The sequence below is a fragment of the Pantoea sp. EA-12 genome (assembly GCF_030053355.1).
Classification (GTDB): domain Bacteria; phylum Pseudomonadota; class Gammaproteobacteria; order Enterobacterales; family Enterobacteriaceae; genus Pantoea; species Pantoea vagans_C.
The window spans coordinates 401,292-422,724 of the sequence record NZ_JASGBY010000003.1 but is presented as its reverse complement, the minus strand read 5'-3'; the positions used below and the strand labels follow the sequence as shown (position 1 = coordinate 422,724).

Below are 21,433 nucleotides of genomic sequence, written 5' to 3'. Positions count from 1 at the left end.
TCTTAACCACCTCGCCAAAACCTACCAAAATATGGTGTTGGTTTATTAGCGCTGATTTAGTGGGGATCCCTCAGCGCTGATGCGGCTTTTTTTATTCCTGACGGAGCTGTAAGTCCAGCGGTGTTTTGCTGGGCTCTCCACCAATCTCACGCGCCAGCTTCGGCACCATGTAGCCTGACACCATCGCCAGCAACTGGCGCACCAGCGCACGGGCTTCATCGTCGGAAACAAAGAAATGGGCGGCACCCTGTACTTTATCCAGCACGTGCAGGTAGTAGGGCAGAATGCCGGCATCAAACAACGCATTGCTCAGGTTTGCCAGCGCTTGCGCATCATCGTTGATGCCACGCAGCAGCACACTCTGATTAAGCAACGTCACGCCTGCACGCTTCAACATCTGCATGCCATAGCGCAGTTCGTCGTCAATCTCCTGCGCATGGTTGATATGACTGACCATTAACACTTGCAGGCGCGTCTCAGCCAGAATCTGACATAATCCCTCGGTGATGCGAGCAGGGATCACCACCGGCAAGCGGCTGTGGATACGCAAACGTTTCAGATGCGGAATTTTTTCCAACGCGCCAACCAGCCACGCCAGCTCATGATCTTTCGCCATCAGCGGATCGCCACCGGAGAAGATAATCTCATCCAGTTCTGGGTGCTCAGCGATGTAATCAATCGCAGCCTGCCAGTTGCGCTTATTGCCTTGGTTATCCTGATAGGGGAAATGGCGGCGGAAACAGTAGCGGCAGTTGACGGCACAACCGCCTTTCACCAGCAGCAGCGCACGGTTTCTATACTTATGCAGTAAACCCGGCACCACGCTGCTCTGTTCATCCAGCGGGTCGGTGCTGTAACCTGGCGCATCAACAAATTCCTGACGGCTGGTCAAAACTTGCAGCAACAGAGGGTCTTGCGGATCACCGATAGCCATACGCTGAATGAAGGCGCGAGGCACGCGCAGGGCAAAAAGCTTGCGCGCATCGTGGCCTGCGGCCAGATCTGGATGTTGATCGAGAGCTAAAAGTTGCAGTAATTCAGCAGGATCGGTGACAACATCAGCAAGTTGCTGCAACCAATCTTCTCTGATGGGGGGATTTAGGGTTACAATGTGTGCCATTTTTTTGGCTATTACCAGTTCAATATTTACAGAGGGCCTTTATGGCGACTTATCTTAGCAACGATTTCCGTCCCGGTCTTAAAATCATGTTCGAAGGCGAGCCATATGCCATCGAAGCCAGTGAGTTCGTCAAGCCGGGTAAAGGCCAGGCATTTGCACGCGTGAAAATGCGTCGTCTGCTGACCGGTTCTCGCGTTGAGAAGACCTTCAAATCTACTGACTCTGCCGAAGGCGCAGACGTTCGTGATATGACGCTGCAGTACTCTTACAATGACGGCGACTTCTACTACTTCATGCACCCAGAGTCTTTCGAGCAGTATCAGATCGAAGCTAAAGTGCTGGATGACGTGACCAAATGGTTGCAGGACAACGCTGATTGTATCGTTACCCTGTGGAACGATAAAGCGATCGCGGTTCAGCCACCGAACTTCATCGAAGCTGAAGTGACTGAAACTGACCCTGGCCTGAAAGGTGACACCGCAGGTACCGGCGGCAAACCCGCTACTCTGTCGACTGGCGCAGTGATCAAAGTTCCACTGTTCGTGCAGATTGGCGAAGTCGTTAAAGTGGATACCCGTTCTGGCGAATACGTTTCTCGCGTAAAATAATCGTCAAATCAGGCGCATCATTGATGCGCCTTTTTTCATTCTATGAGTTCAGAAAAATGAAAAAGATAGCGAAGTTGGCTGTTTTTGCGTTGCTGGTCTCCTCCGCTTTGAGTGCCTGCAACACTTTCCACGGCTTTGGTGAAGATGTCTCCCATTTGGGTGGCGCGATCTCACACGCAGCTGACAAATAAATTGCGACGACATCACCTTTTCTCCGTGGCTTAGCCGCCGGAGTGTCTTATCAGGTCTATGCTTGAAGGGCTGTACTTTTTACTGCAACCAACAAGGATATGGCTATGTTAAAGAAAAGTATTGTCGCGATTTTCTCAGTCTTGGTGCTTTCCACTCTGCTTTCTGCCTGCAACACCACACGTGGTGTAGGGGAAGATGTCGAAGCAGGTGGCAAAGCCATTCAACGCAGCACGCAGTGATGAAGACCGGTGCGAAACCTGATTTCGTACCGGCTTTTTCTCTTACGCTTCCTTATCTGAAAAAGCACTGTTAACGCCCGTCACCCCGTTACGCCGTTGTTTGCCTTAATCAATACGGGTAGACTTCTCCCCCTTATCTGTATACGGAGTCATCAACATGAGCGAAACGGCAAGCTGGCAGCCGAGCGCACCCATTGCCAATTTGTTGAAACGCGCCGCCATTTTGGCGGAGATTCGTCGTTTCTTTGCCGATCGCGGCGTGCTGGAGGTTGATACCCCGGCGATGAGCCAGGCGACTATTACCGATATCCATCTGGTACCCTTCCAGACGCGTTTTGTTGGGCCTGGCGCAGCAGAAGGGCGCGATCTCTGGCTGATGACCAGTCCGGAATATCACATGAAGCGTCTGCTGGCGGCGGGCAGTGGCCCGATCTACCAGATGGGACGTTGCTTCCGTAATGAGGAGGCAGGACGCCATCACAATCCAGAATTCACCATGCTGGAGTGGTATCGCCCACACTACGACATGTATCGTCTGATGAATGAAGTGGACGATTTAATGCAGCAAGTGCTGGAGTGCGATAGCGCCGAGTCACTGTCATATCAGCAAGCGTTTATCCGTCACCTGGAGCTCGACCCGTTATCGGCAGATAAGGCGCAGCTGCGTGAAGCGGCAACCAAACTGGGCGAAGGTGAATTGGCTAACCGCGAAGATGACCGCGATACGCTGCTGCAGCTGCTGTTTATGCTGGGGGTTGAACCGAAGATTGGCAATGACAAGCCATGCTTCGTGTATCACTTCCCGGCAAGCCAGGCGGCGCTGGCTGAAATTAGCACCGAAGATCATCGCGTCGCAGAGCGCTTCGAGGTCTATTACAAAGGTGTGGAGTTGGCGAACGGATTCCGTGAGTTAACCGATAGCCGTGAACAGCGTCAGCGTTTTGAGCAAGATAACCGCCGCCGTGCCGCGCGGGGTTTGCCGCAGCATCCAATTGATACTTACCTACTGGATGCGCTGTCGCACGGCATGCCTGCGTGCTCAGGCGTGGCGCTGGGTGTCGATCGTTTGATTATGCTGGCGTTGAAAGCGAATGCGCTGAGCGACGTGATCGCCTTCCCGGTCGATCGCAGTTAAATCTGAAGGACGCATCAGCGCCCTTATTGTTGTGGCGTGGTGGTTGCCGGTGCTTCCGGGAATTCCTGAATGGTCACGGGCAACATCATCTTCTGTTCGTTGCGTAACACCTGCACCTGAATCACCGACCCGGGGCGAATCTCTGCCACCTGGTCCATGGTTTCCTGCGCCGACAAGGCCGGTTTGCCGTTCACCTGCAACAGCACATCATTAGCCTGAATGCCCGCACGATCGGCTGGCCCTCCTGGTGTCACTTCACTGACGATAATGCCTTGCGCGCGATCGAGGCTGCTGCCCTGGCCGTGCAGCGGGGGAAGTTCACGTCCGGTTATCCCGATATAGCCGCGAATCACGCGGCCGTCGCGAATCAGCTTATCCATAATTTTGGTTGCTAATGCGGTAGGAATAGCAAAACCAATGCCTTCCGGCGTTTCACCGTCATTACTTTTATCAAAGGTGAGCGTGTTGATGCCCATCAACTCACCCAACGAGTTGATCAACGCACCGCCGGAATTCCCCTGATTGATGGACGCATCGGTCTGCAGGAAGTTTTGACGGCCTGAAGAACTCAAACCCACGCGCCCGGTGGCACTGATGATGCCTTGGGTGACCGTCTGACCGAGGTTGTAAGGGTTGCCGATGGCCATTACGACATCACCAATGTGTGCGATACGTTTGGCATTGATGGGAATGGTCGGCAGATTTGTGGCGCTGATTTTTAGCACGGCGAGATCGGTCATGGCATCTGAGCCGACCAAAGTGGCTTCAAAGAAACGACCATCCTGCAGCGCGACGATAATCTGATCGGCGTTATTAATCACATGCTTATTGGTCAGGATGTAGCCTTTCACGTTCATGATCACGCCGGAACCCAGCGTGGTAATGCCACGATTGTTGTTGCCGTGAGCACTGCGGTTATACACGTTGACGACCGCAGGCACAGCACGACGCACCCCTTGATTGAAGCTCACGGGGGATTCATCATCGCTGTTATCATGATCAAAGGTGACGTTGCTGCCCATACGCAGCGCAGGAATCGCAACAAGCAGTAAGCCCGCTACGATCAGGCCCATCACCACAGAACGCAAAAGTTTAAGAATCATGGTGTTATTTCAGGAAAGGTTTGATCGCAGGGCAGAATAGCATGAGAAAGGCGGACAAACACCTGCTTGTCCGCCGTTTGCGAGGTTTAACGCATAAGTAAGTAAATGCTTTCGTCACCGCGCACCACATTCAGTGCCAGCACCGGCGGTTTACCTTCCAGCGCTTTGCGCATTTCGGCCAGCGACGTCACGCGATCGCGGTTTACCCCGACAATCACATCATCTTTTTGCAAGCCAGCCTGCTCAGCCGGAGTGCCTTTTTCGATGGCATCGACTTTCACGCCTTTATCGCCGCTTTTTGCCGTTCCATCACTCAAGGTAGCACCTTGTAATGCTGGCGACATGAGCTGGGCGCTGGCGGTGGTTTGCGCGCTCTGCTCCAGCGTCACGGTCACGGTAACTGGTTTGCCCTGGCGCAACAGACCAATCTTCACCTGCTGACCTGGCGGTGTGGTGCCCACTTTGACACGCAGTTCGGCAAAGCTGGTGATCGCTTTGTCGTTAATCGAGGTGATGATATCACCCGCCTTGATACCGGCTTTTTGCGCGGCGGAGTTGGGCAGCACTTCGGAAACAAAAGCACCACGCTGCGCATCGACATTAAAGGCTTTGGCGATATCCGCCGTCATTTCCGTGCCTTTGATACCGAGTTGCCCGCGTTTCACTTCACCTGACTGAATCAACTGCTGTGCAAGATTCATTGCCATATTGCTCGGAATGGCAAAACCGATACCAATGTTGCCGCCGCTGGAGGCCAGAATCGCGGTGTTAATACCAATCAACTCGCCATTCAGGTTCACCAGCGCACCTCCGGAGTTACCCCGATTGATGGCGGCATCGGTCTGGATGAAGTTTTCCAGCCCTTCGAGGTTCAAACCACTGCGGCCCAGCGCGGAAATAATGCCGGACGTGGCTGTCTGTCCCAGACCAAACGGGTTACCAATCGCCACGGCAAAATCACCGACTTTCAGGGAATCGGAATCGGCGATTTTTACCTGTGTCAGATTCTTAGCCCCTTCAATCTGAATCAGGGCGATATCGGTCTGCTCATCGTGACCAATCAGTTTGGCGTCATACTCGTTGCCATCGCTCAGTTGCACACTGATTTTATCCGCACCGTTGACTACGTGATTGTTGGTGAGGACATAACCTTTAGCGGCATCAATGATCACGCCTGAACCTAATCCTTCAAACGGCTGCGGTTGGGATTGTCCCGGCGCCTGACCAAAGAAGCGTTTCAGAGGTTCAGGAATATCCTGTGCTTGCTGGCCGCTGTCGGTGCCTTCTACATGCACACTGACCACCGCCGGCAGAACTTTTTCCAGCATCGGAGCCAGACTCGGCAGTGCTTGTCCCTGAACCTGTGCGGGCAGCGTGGCCATTGCGCCGGGCGTTGCGGCCAGACTCATACCAATGCTCAAGGCTAATGCGCTTAACAGTCGTGCTTGTTTTTTCATTGCAAACGCTCTCACTGCGAAAAGAGGATAAAAAGTGTGACCGTAGTTTGGGGCAAGTGTTCGGAAACAAAAAGGGCACAGCTAAGCTGTGCCCCAAAAGGATTATTTGCGTGGGGTGCGATCGCTACCGCGCAGTAGACCGGATGCGCCGTCTGAATAATCACGCGGGATTTGCACCGGTGCCTGATCGTTATCCGCTTCGGCTTCCGTCAGTTGGTAAGCAAACGGATTCTTTTCGCCCGGCAGATTTGGCAGCAGGTCGTTAGAGCCTTTTGCCATATGCTGGTACAGCTGGCGATAATCATGTGCCATGTTGTCCAGCAGCTCTGCGCTGCGAGCAAAGTGGTTGGTGAGCTCTTCGCGATAATCTGCCAGCTCCGCCTTCGATTTTTCCAGTTCATACTGCATGCTACGCTGCTCACGCAGCTTTTTGTTGCCAAAACGCATCACTACCGCGCCGACAATAATGCCAATCACTAAACCAATCAGCCCGTATTCCCAGGTCATAATGACTCCCGTGTAATTTCCGTTGCTTCGTAGGGCATTGCTTCTGTTTCAACTTCATTAGCAGCCACTATACCCAATAATCTATTGGAAGTGGAACTCTCGGGCTGCATCGCTTAGTGTAGTGCGGCCTAATTTTCGCCAACCGACCCGTGAATCGGACTTTTTCAGGGATTCTGAGAGAACCATGCAAACCTTATCTCCGCTTGCCCGTTATGAGCAGGCGCTGTCACAGGGCGAGTTTCGCCCGGACGACGTACAACGCGAAGCGATAACCCGCTTAGATGCTATTCAGCAAGGATTGATCGCGCGTAAACCCGCGCCAGAGCCGGCAGCGAAAGGGCTGTTTGGCCGTTTATCTAAGCTGATGACCAAAGAGAAAAGCAGTAACGAAACGCCGGTGCGTGGTCTTTACATGTGGGGCGGCGTTGGGCGGGGTAAAACCTGGGTGATGGATTTATTTTTTCAGTCTATTCCTGGCGAACGCAAGATGCGTCTGCATTTTCACCGTTTTATGCTGCGCGTCCATGAAGAGTTAACGCAGCTGCAAGGGCACAGCGATCCGCTGTTGATTGTGGCTGACCGTTTTAAAGCTGAAACCGATATTCTCTGTTTCGACGAATTTTTTGTGTCCGACATTACCGATGCGATGTTATTGGGAACGCTGATGGAGGCGCTGTTTGCGCGGGGTATCTCGCTGGTGGCTACCTCAAACATTCCACCGGATGACCTGTACCGCAATGGCTTGCAACGTCCTCGCTTCCTGCCCGCGATTGAGCAGATTAAGCGCCATTGTGACGTGATGAATGTCGATGCCGGCATCGATTATCGCCTGCGTACCCTGACCTCGGCACATCTGTGGAATTTCCCGCTCAACGAGGCCACGCACGCAGAAATGGAGCGTATGTTCCGCGCGCTGTCAGGAAAAGCGCGTGAGGATGCACCCGTTCTGGAGATTAACCATCGCCAGATGCCAACGCTGGGTGTTAATGAAGGCGTGCTGGCGATTGATTTCCTCGCATTATGCGGAGAGGGGCGAAGCCAGCACGACTATATTGAGCTATCGCGCCGCTTCCACAGCGTATTGCTGTATGATGTGCCGGTGATGATTTACAAGACGGAAGATCAGGCCCGGCGCTTCCTGGCGCTGGTCGATGAATTCTATGAACGCCACGTCAAATTGGTTGTGGCAGCGGAAACGTCACTGTTCGAAATTTATCAGGGCACACGCTTAAAGTTTGAGTATCAACGCTGCTTATCGCGTTTGCAGGAGATGCAGAGCGAAGAGTATTTGCGTCTGCCGCATCTGCCTTGATAGCGGGGCAGAAATCGCAGGATTTAGATGCAAAAAGGTTCGATCTTTGAGTTCGACTTCTCTATAATCTTGCGACCCCACGTTACAGCATCGATTTTCTTTCCCAGAATCCGATGTGATCCGGTAACTCACTTGAAGGGGTGGCTTGCTGGGCAAAATGGTCGTGTGAGCCTCATTCGTTTACTTAGCGTTTGGGATTTCACCAACGTGTAACTTTTTATTTGGGTAAGCTTTTCAATGAAAACTTTTACAGCTAAACCAGAAACCGTACAGCGTGACTGGTATGTTGTTGACGCAACGGGCAAAACCTTGGGTCGCCTGGCGACTGAACTGGCGCGCCGTCTGCGTGGTAAGCATAAAGCGGAATACACTCCGCACGTTGATACCGGTGATTACATCATCGTTCTGAACGCTGACAAAGTTGCTGTAACCGGCAACAAGCGTACTGACAAGATTTACTATCACCACACTGGCCACATCGGTGGTATCAAGCAAGCGACCTTTGCAGAGATGATCGAGCGCCGTCCTGAGCGTGTGATTGAAATCGCGGTTAAAGGCATGCTGCCGAAAGGCCCACTGGGTCGTGCTATGTACCGTAAACTGAAAGTTTACGCAGGTAACGAGCACAACCACGCGGCGCAGCAACCGCAAGTTCTTGACATTTAATCGGGATTATAGGCAATGGCTGAAACTCAAAACTACGGCACTGGTCGCCGCAAAAGCTCTGCTGCTCGCGTATTCATCAAGCCGGGTAGCGGTAACATCGTCATTAACCAGCGCTCACTGGAGCAATACTTCGGTCGTGAGACTGCACGCATGGTCGTGCGTCAGCCGCTGGAGCTGGTTGATATGGTTGGTAAATTTGACCTGTACATCACTGTTAAAGGTGGTGGTATTTCTGGTCAGGCTGGTGCGATCCGTCACGGTATCACACGCGCTCTGATGGAATACGACGAGTCTCTGCGTCCTGAACTGCGTAAAGCGGGCTTCGTTACCCGTGACGCACGTGAAGTTGAACGTAAGAAAGTCGGCCTGCGTAAAGCACGTCGTCGTCCGCAGTTCTCTAAGCGTTAATTGTTGCTGCTTCGGCAGACACGATTTGCTCAAAAAACCCGCTTCGGCGGGTTTTTTATTGCCTTCATTCACGCTTTCTCACGCTAAAAACGCGAGCTTTACCCGCATTTTGCCCGCAAATCATTATCCCTGCCCCACAAGCTGCTTAAAATCTGGTAAACTCACTGACACTTTGCGCCCGCAAGCTGGAGCGTTATGCGTGTTATTCCTGTCGGGATGGCAGAATAATGTGATGAACGCTGGCTGTGTGCGATCTGATGAATCGGTGAGTCGCCGTGTGGTTGGCTATTCGCAGTAACTTTTTGTGAACAAACTTGGAGGTTTTCATGGCTGTCGCTGCCAACAAACGTTCGGTAATGACGCTGTTTTCGGGTCCGACTGACATTTTTAGCCATCAAGTACGTATCGTACTGGCCGAAAAGGGCGTCAGCGTGGAGATCGAGCAGGTTGAAACGGATAACCTGCCACAGGATCTGATTGACCTCAACCCGTATCGCACCGTACCTACGCTGGTCGACCGTGAACTGACGCTGTATGAATCACGCATCATCATGGAATACCTTGATGAGCGTTTCCCGCATCCACCGCTGATGCCGGTCTATCCGGTTGCACGTGGCGAAAGCCGCCTGATGATGCATCGCATCGAGCAGGACTGGTATACCCTGATGCGTACCATCGAAACCGGTAACAATGCAGAAGCAGACGCTGCACGTAAGCAACTGCGTGAAGAGTTACTGGCGATTGCACCACTGTTCTCTCGTACGCCATTCTTCATGAGCGAAGAGTTCAGCCTGGTGGATTGCTACCTGGCACCGCTGCTGTGGCGTTTGCCGCAGATGGGCGTAGATCTGCTTGGCGCGGGTTCTAAGGAGCTGAAAGGCTACATGACGCGCGTATTTGAACGTGACTCTTTCCTCGCTTCATTAACGGAAGCGGAACGTGAAATGCGCCTGCAAGCCCGGGGCTAATGTATGGAAATGTCGCAACTAACGGCTCGTCGTCCCTATCTGCTGCGAGCGTTTTATGACTGGTTGCTCGACAACCAGCTGACGCCGCATCTGGTGGTCGACATCAATCTGCCTGGTGTGCAGGTGCCGCTGGAGTATGCGCGGGATGGTCAGATCGTTCTGAACATCGCGCCACGCGCGGTGGGTAATCTGGACCTCGCTAATGATGAAGTGCGTTTCAATGCGCGCTTCGGCGGCGTTCCACGCCAGGTTTCTGTCCCGATGGCAGCCGTTCTCGCCATTTATGCGCGTGAGAATGGTGCAGGCACCATGTTCGAACCTGAACCGGCTTACGAGCTGGCAACGGACGAGCAAGAGGGCGGCCAGGAAGAGACGATGATGTCTGTGATTGATGGCGATCGTCCAGACGATGCGGCTGATGATGATCACTCGCCGGATGATGAGCCGCCACCGCGTGGTGGACGTCCTTCATTACGCGTGGTGAAGTAAATCGCATGCATTAAAAAACGGGCAAGTTGGCCCGTTTTTTTATATCTGCACATTTGTGTGGGCGCGTTCTGGCACAACCGTTGCGCACATCGTGCGGCCTGAAGGCCGCACCCTACAAATCGCTACTGCGTGTCTTAGTAGACGTCGCGCAGATAACGCTTATCTTTCTTCAGCTGGTCGATGTAAGCCGCAGCACGTTCACTGGAGAGGCCACCAAACTGGCGTACCACTTCATACAGCGCAGCGTCGACATCTTTCGCCATGCGTGAGGCATCGCCACACACATAGAAGTAAGCCCCTTCTTGCAGCCAGGCATACAGCTCGGCGCCTTTTTCCAGCATGCGGTTCTGCACGTAAATCTTCTCTTCCTGATCGCGTGAGAACGCCAGGTCGAGGTGCGTCAACAGGCCACTCTGCTGCCAGCCACTCAATTCATCTTCGTAGATGTAATCGTGTTCCTGATGCTGGTCGCCAAAGAACAACCAGTTTTTACCGTCTGCACCGGTTGACTGACGCTCTTGCAGGAAGGCGCGGAACGGTGCGATACCGGTACCTGGGCCAACCATGATCAGTGGCGCATTGCCATTCGCCGGGACGCGGAACGCTTTGTTCGGCGAAATGAAGATCGCTGGCTTCTCGCCACGACGCACACGCTCAGCCAGGTAAGTGGAGCACACACCCTTACGCTCACGGCCGCCGCTGTGATAGCGCACAGAAGCAATGGTCAGATGCACCTGATTTGGATGTGTCTTCGAGCTGGAAGAGATAGAGTACGCGCGGTGTTGCAGCGGACGCAGCATCGCAACGAATTCCGGCACGGACAGATTACGCTTCAGCTCCAGCTGCAGCAGATCCAGGGTATCTTTGCCCCACAGCCAGTTCGCCAGGGTATCTTTATCGTCATGCTGCAATACGTGCAGCAGTTCCTGATTCGCGGTGTGCTGTCCAACCCACTCGATCAGCTTGCGTGACGGCTCAGAGATCTCGAACTGATAGGTCAGCAGATCGCCGAGGTTGCGGTCAAAGCCCGGTACCGGCGTTTCGTAATCGGCTTTCAGCTCACTCAGCAGCAGAGTCACCAGCTCAGCGTCGTTGACGGGGATCACGCCCAGCGCATCACCGGCTTCGTACTTCAGGCCACTGTCGGTCAGGTCGAATTCGAAGTGACGAATATCTTTTGCTGAAGACTCGCCAGACAGACGCTTATTGGTCGCCAGTGCGGCGGCATAAGGGTTCTGTTTGTTACTACCTGGAATCACAGGGGCTTCAGGCGCGCTTTCTAACACCGTGCCGCTGCTGCCTGCGCTGGCCGCAAATTGTGGCATCGCATCGCCAATCCATGCACTGGATGGCTCTTCGTAGTCGATATCGCAATCGATGCGGTCAAAGACGCGTTTCGCGCCCAACTGTTCCAGACGCATGTCGAAGAACTTACCTGCCTGGCAGAAGCCGTCATAGCCGGTATCGCCAATTGCCAGGATGGCAAAGTGCATCTGCTCCAAACGGGGTGCGGTGCTGGCAGAAAGCGCCTGCCAGAACAGCTGCGCATTGTCCGGCATTTCGCCTTCGCCGTAGGTTGAGGTCACGATCAGCACATGGCGCATGGTCGCAAACACATCCAAATCGACTTCGCCCAAGGCCTGAACCACAGGAACCAAACCTTTGGCACGGGCGGCTTTAGCAGCGGTCTGCGCCAGCGCTTCTGCGTTGCCGGTTTGCGAACCGAACAGAATGTGCAACTGCGTATTGGTGGCGCCACCGGCCGCAGGGGCAGTCTGCTTATCTTCTAATACCAACAGGCGTGAGTGGAGACCGGCGAGAAAACCCGCCAGCCAGTATTTCTGTTCGCCGTTAAAGGGCGCATCTTCAGGAATGTAAGGAATCTTCATGGATATCTGTACTCAAACCCGTCTCGTGATGTTCAGTCAATATACACACATTCATTGGTGCTGCTATCAGGAAAGTTTCCCGACAGCAGCGGCGATTTCAGGCAGCGCAGCGCGTGCAAACAGCTCTTCGAAATCAGGCAGATGGCCAAGCACCTCGCGGTTACGGGCATCCTGATAAATGATCCAGCCATAGGTTGCCAGGCTGTCCATCGAGCGAATGTTACGTTGCGTCAGAGCCGCTTTGTAATCCGACATACGTTTTGCCGCGATCAGGCTAGCCAGTTCATCATCGCTGTAGCTCTCAATCGCTGAACGCGCATGACGTTGCAGCTTGCTGATCAGGGCAAAATCTTCGGTCATCAGCAAATTGCGCACGGCTTTTTCCACCGCAGGATCTTCCACTGAGGTGCCTTTCGGCAGTTTGCCCAGCGCCAGTTGCTGTGCGAAGCTCAGCACGGTGTAGTTGTTCAGCAGGACGAACATCTCCAGCGTATCTGTGGCACCGTAAGCCGGTACTGCACCATCAGCGATGGTTTTGCCGGTACGCCAGGCCGCCTTAAATTTCGCAACCTGATGCGCAGCCAGTGACGTTGACAGCTCTTCGAGCAGATCCTTACGTGACTTCGCCTTCAGGATCTCGCCACCATCTTGATACAGAAGCAGTGAACGTGGCATCACGTAGACAAAGTGATGGCACTCGGTTTCCCAGTTATCCAACAGCCAGGCTGCACGAGGAGACTGAGTGGCTTCCAGATGCCAGTTCAGCATGGTCAGCACCGCTTGCTTGTGCACCTGCGCCATTTCATCTTCGTCGGCGATAGAACCGAACAGCACGGAATCTCCCGCTGCGTGGCCTGCCAGTGCACCATACGGGTCATACTGGTAAGCGAAACCGCCGCTCATGCCGTTACCGAAACCTTTACCGAAGGTGCCCAGGTTCAGAATCGCGCCGTTGGTCATGTATTCGCAGCAGAAATCACCCACGCCTTCAACAACCGCCGTTGCGCCAGAGTTACGCACGGCGAAACGGTCGCCCGCCTGGCCTTGTACGAACAGACGACCACCGGTTGCGCCGAACAGCGCGAAGTTACCGATCAGCACGTTGCCATCGCTGTCTTGTGCGCCGCCGCCTGGAGACATCACCACCAACTCGCCACCACACTGGCCTTTGCCTACGCCATCGTTACAGGTGCCGTAATGCTTCATCTGCATACCATCGTTGCAGAAGGCACCAAATGACTGGCCCGCAGAGCCACTGGTGTGGATGTTCACGGTGCGCGGTGCCAGGTAGTGACGACCACGATCGTCTTTGAACACTGCTGGCAGAGCAGCACGTTGTTCAGCTGATAATTCGTGGTTGAGCATACGCTCGATGTCGATGGCCAGCTGGCCGCCCACGCTCTTATTACGGTTGTTCAGGGTGATGCCGGCGCCGAGCGCGATATCGCGGCTCGCCTGGCCGATAAGCTGGGTTTTCAGCTCTTCGACCCAGCCATTGTCCAGTTCAAAATCTTTTTCCAGATAAACTGGCTTAGCGATTTTCTGCTCTGGTACCACGGTCAACATGGCACGCAGGTCCAGTTTGCCCACTTCCAGCGGGTGATCCATCAGGTGCAGCAGATCAGAGCGTCCACGCGCTTCACGCAGTGAACGCAAGCCGAGGCGTGCCAGGAACTCACGGACTTCTTGTGCGACGTTGACGAAGTATTGCGCCAGCTGACGCGGATCACCATCAAAGGCTTCGGCGTTGGTGGTTAAACCGGCCGGGCATTTAACGTTACAGTTTTTCGCCATCACGCATTTCAGCATCATCAGCGCGGTGGTACCAAACTCGAAGCTGTCGCCGCCGAGCAGGGCGGATTTGATCACATCGCTACCGGTCTGTTGTGCACCGGAGCAACGCAACTGCACTTTGTCACGCAGGCCATTCGCACACAGCGCCTGGTGCACTTCGGCGATACCGATTTCGGCAACGCGTCCGGTGTACTTCAGGCTGGTGACCGAAGCCGCACCGGTACCGCCGGTGTTACCAGCCACGTTAATCACGTCGGCGCCGGCTTTGGCCACGCCAACAGCGATGGTGCCGATGCCCTCAGAAGACACCAGTTTGACGATAACGCGTACACGTGCCGCTTTACAGTCGTGGATCAGCTGAGCCAAATCCTCGATCGAGTAGGTGTCGTGATGCGGCGGCGGGGAAACCAACTCAACACCTGGCGTACCGCCACGTGCTGCGGCGATTTCTACCGTCACTTTCGGTGCCGGCAGCTGACCGCCTTCACCGGGTTTCGCACCCTGACCAATTTTGATCTCCAGCTCTTCCAGCATCGGATCGGCCAGATAGGCAGCCCAGACGCCAAAACGACCTGACGCCAGCTGTTTAATACGTGAGGCGCGGATGGTGCCGTGACGTGAATAGTGCTCGCCACCTTCACCACAGTTACTCATGCCGCCCACCATGTTGGTGCCGTGTGCTACGGCTTCATGCGCAGGAGCGACCAGCGCACCGTGGCTCATCGCACCAGAGGCGAAAGTACGGGTAATTTCGTGTGCTGGCTGAATCTCTTCCAGCGGCAGCGAAGGCAGAGCGGTAAAGATCAGGGACAGATACTCTGCCGCTTTACCGTAAGCGGTAATTGTCAGTACACCGTTTGCCACGTTGCTGCTTTCGATATCGTCGTTGAAACGGGTTTTCAGCGCGCGCGACAGTGCTTCCAGACGCTCGTTTTCTGACTTCAGGCCAGCGATAGAATCAATCAAACGCAGTTCGAACTGGTTCAGGCTGCCGCTGACGGCTTCGCACTTCAGCCCGCGGGTCGCAAAACCGTTGTTGACCAGCGAATAGCGCCCCAGCTTGCGACCAAATTCGGCTTCACTGTCAACGTGAGTCAAATCACATGGCAGCGCGAGAATGTCACGCAGGGCCGCAGGACGACGCTTACGTTCTGCGTGCATCAGGCTGGAGAACTGACGGTAATCCGGCGTGATCGCCAGTGAATCAATCACCTCGTTCGGGATACGTTCGAAGCTGCTGTCTTTAAAGGCGTCCGCTTTGATGTTGAAGGCGTTGTCCAGCTTGGCCAGCGTCATCAGACGGATAAAGTTGTCTTCCTCGCGCGCTTTGTCCGCGAAGCGAATCGGCTGTTCAGTCATATCGATAAAGGTACGCACGGCAATGGTGCCGTAGGAGTGACCCGCACCCTCTGCGCGCTCTTTAAACAGACCCAGCAACGGCACTTCTGCCTCGCCCTGAATTTTCAGCGCGCTTTGATGCCAGTCAACCGCCATCTGGGCGATAGCCGGGAAGCCCGCGCCACCCACCGGCGTTTTGATATTCGGGAAGTACTTCTTCAGTACCGGATCTTCGGTATCGAGGAAGTTCGGCTCAAAGAACTCACCACAGCTATAGCTCTCCACGGTACAGAGACCCACTTTACCCATGGTTTTCATCAAGGCTTTTTCAGCCGCTTTGGCATAGCGCTTAAAGGCTTTATTGCCTTCTTCGCCCTCACCAAACTTCTCTTCTGCACGCATCTGCACGCCCAGCGGATAGACCGCTGATGCACCGAAGCCCAAGGTGGCAGCAATATGGTGTGAAGAGATGCTCTGTCCACTCTCGACCACCAGAGAAACGTCCAGGCGCAAACCTTCCTGCACCAGGCGCTGGTTGATGGCAGAAACCATCAGCAGCATCGGAATCGCCGCATGAGTCGAAGAGATATGGCGGTCAGTGATGACCGCGATGCCGCCTTGCTGGCGCGCGAAATCCACTACCTGCTGTGCCAGATTATCAATGGCGTTTTCCAGCGCTTTGGCGTTGGCTGCGCGACTAACGATATCTTTGCCGATCACTGGCTCATAGAGCATCTCAAAGCGCGCGTAAGGCGCGACGTTTTGCTCACGCAGGCGCAGCATGTCGAGGTGAGTCAGGATCGGCGTCTGCACGATAACCTGCTGGCCTTTACTGCGGCCCAAATGTGGTTTTGCTCCCAGCGCGACACGCAGCGTCATGCCGTCCGCTTCACGGATGGAGTCTAGCGGTGGGTTGGTAACCTGAGCAAAGCGTTGCGAGAAGTAGTGCGCCATGCCGCCTTCATGGTCGGACAGGCCATTAATGGCGTTGCCGTAACCCATTGCCGAGATCTTCTCAGCGCCGGTTTGCAGCATCGGGTCCATCATGAATTTGAAGCTTTCCTGGTTGTAGTAATAGGCCACAAAACGCTGATAGGTTTTGAGGTCACCACGATAACGCAGCGGCGAACCGAGCTTCTCTGCCTGAATTTCTGGCAGGTCGTGCAGGTCAACACGCGCGGCGCTCAGCAGTGAAGGGTAATCTTTCTCTGCCGCCAGTTTTTCCAGTGCTTCCACCGTGGTGTAAGAGCGTTTTTCTTTGTGATCGTAATAGAGCATGCCGCCCGCTTCGATACGACCGCGACGCAGGACGCTTTCTGGTGGGAAAGCAATCTGGCCTGCTTCGGACATCGCACCGATATATTCTGCCGTTTCTACCGAACGCAGCGGACGCAGACCCAGGCGGTCAAGACGCGCACCGATCACTTCACCGTTGCCGAAGATTAAGGCGGCTGGGCCATCGTTCTTCTCTTCATAAAGAGAGAAGTATTCCAACATGGCGCGTACTTCATTTGACAGTGAGGTGTCGTTTTCCCACGCAGGCGGCATCATGGAGACCACCGCGTTGATCAGGTCGAGGTTATCTTCCATCAAACGGCTGTGGATGCTCTGATCGAGGCGTGAGCTGTCAGACTGGCCTTTTGGACGCACGATTTTTTTGCCGCGCGCTAACATCAGCGCCGCTTCCGCGATGCGGTTTTTACGGTCGGTGTTCAGCTCACCGTTGTGCGCCATCAAACGGAATGGCTGCGCCATCGTGGTGTGCGGATCGGTATTGGTTGAGAAACGGGTATGGAAGAACAGCCCGCGCACCTGGTGATCCGCATCGGTCAAATCTTTGAAGTAAGGAATCACTTCGTTGGAGTTCAGGCGTGCTTTAAACACCTGGGTGCGCGAAGAGAGCGACAGCGGATAGAGTCCGCCGAATTCGCTTTCCGTAAAGGCACGCGCTTCAATATCCAGCAGCGCGCGATAGATATGGCGCTCAAATTCAATCTGTTCAGTCACTTCTTGTGGCGCGGCAAAGACCCACTGCACAATCGGTAACTGGAATTGCAGCGCAGCAGGGCGCGTCACGCTGCCGTCCAGCGGCATATCGCGTTTCACCAGCACGGCAAAGTTATGAGCGGCCAGAGTTTCTTCAACCAGACGCTCGGCGTTTGCACGCAGTTCGGCATCTTTAGGGACGAAGAAGTTACCCACACCAAAGCGACCGGCTTCCAGCGGCTGGCCCGTCACTTTACGGAAGAAATTCAGAGAAAGATCGACGTTGACACCCGCGCCATCGCCCACGCCTTCAGCAGACATACCGCCACGGTGTGGCACCGTGCACAGTGCGCTATGCGCCATCTGCAGGATCTCATGGGTCTGCTCGCCGTCCTTACGGGTAATAAACCCGACACCACAGCTATCACTGCCTGCTGAGGGATCATACAAACCATATGGATGAGGTTTTTGAGTGGACATTGAGGGTCTCCTTAAACTGCTTTTGACATTACCTGCATTATTTCGAGCACAGAGCACCGCTGCGTGCTGTATCAATTCGTTTTCGCCGCGCTTAAACGCGGACGTCGCAATACTGAGCAAAGGCTCTCAAGAGAAGAGTTTCACGTCCTTGATGAGCTGCTCTTACTTCCGGTCTCTTACAGGAGATAACTTGCATCCAGAGGGAGTTTCTTGCTGCATAGATATGCCGAGACACAGTCCCGACTGGAAAGCATCCAGCGGAATTCCAACTTATCGGGAAAGCGAACTCAGGTCAAATAGCCAGCTTTATTGCGGTTAATTGGCTTTTTTGTGATTTAACTTAATGATTATGAAGGATTTATTGCGTAAATATATGTCAATCTGAGGATTCTGATTCCCCTATGAAGTGTGAGCCGTCTCACTGTGATGAACGCCTCAGATATCCAAACAATGCTGAATAACCCGCACCTGTCAGCATAAAATTCTGTTGGTGCGGTTTCGGACACTTCATGTATCTGTTTTTCTTATGGCGTCATATTTGAATCAAAATCGGGCTGCCATTAGTAAAATTAATCATGCGTGACGTGATTAAAACAGCACTTAAGTTGAATGGATATGCAATAAAGAAACGCAACCACCAGGCGCAATGGCTGCTGACATGCTGAATAGCACGGGATGTAATGAAAGGGCCGCAAAAGTGCGGCCCTCCAGATTATTCAGTTGGCAGAATTAGTCAAGCGATTTGCGCATAAAGACCCGAACGTCGGCGAAATGGCATTGCGATGCACCAGAATGGGGCGAAGTCTGTGTAGTCAGGTAAGGGGAAGCGGCGCAGTGCGGCGATAATTACGCTATTATGGGCCAGATTTCGTTCAGGGAGTTCGACATGAAACAGATTCGTCTTTTAGCGCAGTACTACGTTGATTTGATGGTCAAGCTGGGGCTGGTGCGCTTCTCACTGCTGCTGGCTTCGGCGCTGGTGGTGCTGGCCATGGTGGTGCAGATGGCGGTCACCATGGTGCTGCGTGGCCATGTAGAAAGCATTGACGTGGTACGTTCGATATTCTTCGGTCTGTTAATTACCCCCTGGGCTGTTTATTTCCTCTCGGTGGTGGTCGATCAACTGGAAGAGTCACGCCAGCGCCTCACCAAGCTGGTGGACAAGCTGGAGGAGATGCGCACGCGCGACCTCGAACTCAATCAGCAGATGAAAGAAACCATTGCTCAGCTTAATCAGGAAATTAATGACCGTATCAAAGCCGAGCAGGCGCGCGAACAGGTGATGGATAAGCTGCGCGAAGAGATGGCACGTCGCGAACAGGCGCAGATTGAGCTGGAGCAGCAATCATCCTTCTTACGCTCTTTCCTCGATGCCTCACCGGATTTGGTGTTCTATCGCAACATCGACAAACAGTTCTCTGGCTGTAACCGCGCGATGGAGCTGCTGACGGGGATGAGCGAGAAGCAGTTAATTGGGCTGACACCGCGCGATATCTACGACGAAGATGCCGCCACCAAGGTACTGGAAACCGATGAGAAGGTGTTCCGCCATAACGTCTCTCTGACTTATGAACAGTGGCTGCAATATCCTGACGGGCGCAAAGCCTGCTTTGAAATTCGTAAAGTGCCCTATTATGACCGCGTGGGGAAACGCAGTGGCTTGATGGGCTTCGGACGCGATATTACCGAACGTAAGCGCTATCAGGACGCGCTGGAGAACGCCAGCCGTGAGAAAACCACATTTATATCCACCATCAGCCACGAGCTGCGTACGCCGCTGAATGGCATTGTGGGGCTGAGCCGCATTCTGCTGGATACCGATCTCAATCAGGAACAGCTTAAGTACCTGAAAACCATCCATGTCTCCGCCATCACCCTCGGCAACATCTTCAATGATGTGATTGAAGTGGACAAAATTGAGCGCCGCAAAGTGCAACTCGATAACCAGCCGCTCGATTTCACTGGCTTCCTGGCGGATCTTGAAAACCTCTCTGGCCTGCTGGCGCAACCGAAAGGGCTGAAGTTTGTCATGGCCCCGGAACTCCCACTGCCGCATAAAATTTCGGCGGATGGGACGCGCCTGCGTCAGATTTTGTGGAACCTGATTGGCAATGCGGTGAAATTCACCCAGCAGGGTGAAATTGTGGTGCGTGTGGCTTATCACCCGGACGAAACTCTGCACTTCGAAGTACAGGATTCTGGCATGGGGATCCCGCAGGACGAGCAGGATAAAATCTTCGCCATGTATTACCAGGTGAAAGATCAGCAGGGCGGTAAGCCCGCAACGGGAACCGGGATTGGCCTGGCCGTTTCACGTCGGCTGGCACAGGCCATGGGCGGCGATATCAACGTCCGCAGCGCGCCGGGGCAGGGTTCATGCTTCAGGGTCGATATCAAAGCACCGCGCGTGGCAGATGAAGTGGAAGATGAGAACGTAGACGACAGCATGCCGTTGCCGGCGCTGCACGTGCTGCTGGTGGAAGATATCGAATTGAACGTGATTGTCGCCCGTTCGGTATTGGAAAAACTGGGATGCAGCGTGGAAGTGGCGATGACTGGCAGTGAAGCATTGGCGATGTTCGATCCGCAGGAGTTTGATCTGGTGTTGCTCGATATTCAGTTGCCCGATATGACCGGACTGGATGTGTCGCGTGCCATACATCAGCAGCACGCCGGCATCTCGCTACCGCCGTTAGTGGCGCTCACTGCCAATGTCCTTAAAGATAAAAAAGAGTACCTCGATGCAGGTATGGATGATGTGTTGAGTAAGCCGCTGGCCGTGCCAGCCCTGACCGCGATAATCAAAAAGTTCTGGGATTACCAGGGAGAGGCGTCAGAGGCTGTTATGAGCTCATCAGCCGAGCATTCCCGCACGCTACTCGATGTCGAGATGTTGGAGCAATACATTGAACTGGTCGGCCCGGGTTTGATTAAGCAAAGCCTGACGATGTTTGAGCAAATGATGCCGGGCTATCTTGAAGTGCTGGATTCCAACATGATGGCGCGTGACCAGAAAGGGATTGCGGAAGAGGGGCATAAGATCAAAGGTGCGGCAGGTTCAGTCGGTCTTTTGCATTTGCAAAAGCTCGCGAAGCAGATTCAGTCCCCGGAATTGCCAGCCTGGTGGGATAACGTGCAGGAGTGGATCGACGAATTAAAACATGAGTGGCAACATGAAGTTAACGTGTTACGCGAATGGGTAGCAGAGCGGGAAAAATCGTAGTACGCCAGAAAAAAATGACCCCAGTCGAAACTGGGGTGCGCGAATACTGCGCCAACACCAGGGAAATGGGTACTGCTGCTATCGTTTGAGGTCGATTAAATCAGCAACAGTTTGGTATTGGATGACGCTTCAAAATCACCTTAACAAATTCGCCAACGCTTGTGACAAGATTCATTAAATTGTGTGATGTTGAGCAGCGTTTAAATACAGAAAACATTAATTTGCTGACACAGTCAAGTAAGGAATTAATTTCTTTGCCGTATTGCACTATTTTTGACCAAATGTTCTGCTTTTTGCCTGGATTTCCTTCAGCCAGAAGCAGGAAAAGCCTGTAGGCAGCGTTGAAAATCTTCTTCCGCTAAAAAATCGCAGTTAAATAAGCTTAACATGCTGATATTAGACAAGAAAAATGAGGTTTTTGGCGGGTTATCCAAAACGTTTTGGAAACCCTCTTTAGAAAGTTCCAGTTTAGGGTTTAACGTCGTAATGTAAACCAAAATGAAGGTGAGGTGCTTTACC

Annotated in this window: 16 protein-coding genes; 10 read left to right on the top strand and 6 right to left on the bottom strand. The window is 53.6% G+C overall.

The genetic code is table 11. The features are described 5' to 3' along the window. Positions 1-91: 91 nt before the first annotated feature. Positions 92-1,120, bottom strand: coding sequence for an EF-P beta-lysylation protein EpmB (gene epmB / locus QMZ30_RS07155; RefSeq protein ID WP_283226843.1), 1,029 nt, complete (start codon positions 1,118-1,120; stop codon positions 92-94). Between the two features lie 41 nt (positions 1,121-1,161). Here epmB and efp point away from each other — a divergent pair, with 41 nt between their 5' ends. The 4 genes from efp (at position 1,162) to epmA (ending at position 3,294) form a co-directional block, all read left to right on the top strand. Further along, positions 1,162-1,728, top strand: a complete 567-nt coding sequence (gene efp, locus QMZ30_RS07150; RefSeq protein ID WP_039327432.1) for an elongation factor P — start codon at positions 1,162-1,164, stop codon at positions 1,726-1,728. 56 nt (positions 1,729-1,784) lie between these two features. Continuing rightward, the gene (locus QMZ30_RS07145; protein WP_039327661.1) at positions 1,785-1,919 is read left to right on the top strand and encodes an entericidin A/B family lipoprotein; all 135 of its coding nucleotides are present in this window, start codon (positions 1,785-1,787) and stop codon (positions 1,917-1,919) included. Positions 1,920-2,024: 105 nt separating this feature from the next. Continuing rightward, on the top strand, positions 2,025-2,159 hold the full coding sequence (locus QMZ30_RS07140; RefSeq protein ID WP_058972404.1) for an entericidin A/B family lipoprotein: 135 nt from the start codon (positions 2,025-2,027) through the stop codon (positions 2,157-2,159). Positions 2,160-2,316: 157 nt separating this feature from the next. Further along, the gene (gene epmA, locus QMZ30_RS07135; protein ID WP_283226842.1) at positions 2,317-3,294 is read left to right on the top strand and encodes an elongation factor P--(R)-beta-lysine ligase; all 978 of its coding nucleotides are present in this window, start codon (positions 2,317-2,319) and stop codon (positions 3,292-3,294) included. A gap of 23 nt (positions 3,295-3,317) precedes the next feature. Here the strand turns inward: epmA and degS are convergent, their stop codons facing one another. The 3 genes from degS to zapG all read right to left on the bottom strand — a co-directional run bounded on the left by degS (position 3,318) and on the right by zapG (position 6,361). After that, entirely contained in the window at positions 3,318-4,397 is a 1,080-nt protein-coding gene (gene degS / locus QMZ30_RS07130) for an outer membrane-stress sensor serine endopeptidase DegS (RefSeq protein WP_039327438.1), read from the bottom strand. 86 nt (positions 4,398-4,483) lie between these two features. Next, the gene (gene degQ / locus QMZ30_RS07125; RefSeq protein ID WP_039327440.1) at positions 4,484-5,854 is read right to left on the bottom strand and encodes a serine endoprotease DegQ; all 1,371 of its coding nucleotides are present in this window, start codon (positions 5,852-5,854) and stop codon (positions 4,484-4,486) included. A gap of 102 nt (positions 5,855-5,956) precedes the next feature. Then, a complete protein-coding gene (zapG, locus tag QMZ30_RS07120; protein ID WP_039327442.1) occupies positions 5,957-6,361 on the bottom strand; it encodes a Z-ring associated protein ZapG in 405 nt (134 codons plus the stop codon). Between the two features lie 184 nt (positions 6,362-6,545). On the opposite strand from zapG, the gene zapE reads away from it, so the two are divergent. The 5 genes from zapE (at position 6,546) to sspB (ending at position 10,204) form a co-directional block, all read left to right on the top strand. Continuing rightward, complete coding sequence (gene zapE, locus QMZ30_RS07115; RefSeq protein WP_058972406.1) at positions 6,546-7,673, top strand: cell division protein ZapE; 1,128 nt, start codon at positions 6,546-6,548, stop codon at positions 7,671-7,673. Between the two features lie 237 nt (positions 7,674-7,910). Further along, a complete protein-coding gene (gene rplM / locus QMZ30_RS07110) occupies positions 7,911-8,339 on the top strand; it encodes a 50S ribosomal protein L13 (RefSeq protein WP_039327446.1) in 429 nt (142 codons plus the stop codon). Between the two features lie 15 nt (positions 8,340-8,354). After that, entirely contained in the window at positions 8,355-8,747 is a 393-nt protein-coding gene (gene rpsI / locus QMZ30_RS07105) for a 30S ribosomal protein S9 (RefSeq protein ID WP_034826648.1), read from the top strand. A gap of 326 nt (positions 8,748-9,073) precedes the next feature. After that, on the top strand, positions 9,074-9,715 hold the full coding sequence (gene sspA / locus QMZ30_RS07100; RefSeq protein ID WP_039327450.1) for a stringent starvation protein SspA: 642 nt from the start codon (positions 9,074-9,076) through the stop codon (positions 9,713-9,715). Between the two features lie 3 nt (positions 9,716-9,718). Continuing rightward, positions 9,719-10,204 carry a ClpXP protease specificity-enhancing factor gene (gene sspB, locus QMZ30_RS07095; RefSeq protein ID WP_039327451.1) on the top strand — a complete coding sequence of 162 codons (486 nt, stop codon included), beginning with the start codon at positions 9,719-9,721 and terminating at the stop codon, positions 10,202-10,204. 134 nt (positions 10,205-10,338) lie between these two features. Here sspB and QMZ30_RS07090 read toward each other — a convergent pair whose 3' ends face one another. Then, positions 10,339-12,093, bottom strand: coding sequence for a sulfite reductase subunit alpha (locus QMZ30_RS07090; RefSeq protein WP_283226841.1), 1,755 nt, complete (start codon positions 12,091-12,093; stop codon positions 10,339-10,341). Between the two features lie 66 nt (positions 12,094-12,159). Beyond that, positions 12,160-17,691, bottom strand: coding sequence for a glutamate synthase-related protein (locus QMZ30_RS07085; protein WP_283226840.1), 5,532 nt, complete (start codon positions 17,689-17,691; stop codon positions 12,160-12,162). Between the two features lie 886 nt (positions 17,692-18,577). On the opposite strand from QMZ30_RS07085, the gene arcB reads away from it, so the two are divergent. Next, positions 18,578-20,914 carry an aerobic respiration two-component sensor histidine kinase ArcB gene (gene arcB, locus QMZ30_RS07080; RefSeq protein WP_283226839.1) on the top strand — a complete coding sequence of 779 codons (2,337 nt, stop codon included), beginning with the start codon at positions 18,578-18,580 and terminating at the stop codon, positions 20,912-20,914. Positions 20,915-21,433 lie beyond the last annotated feature (519 nt).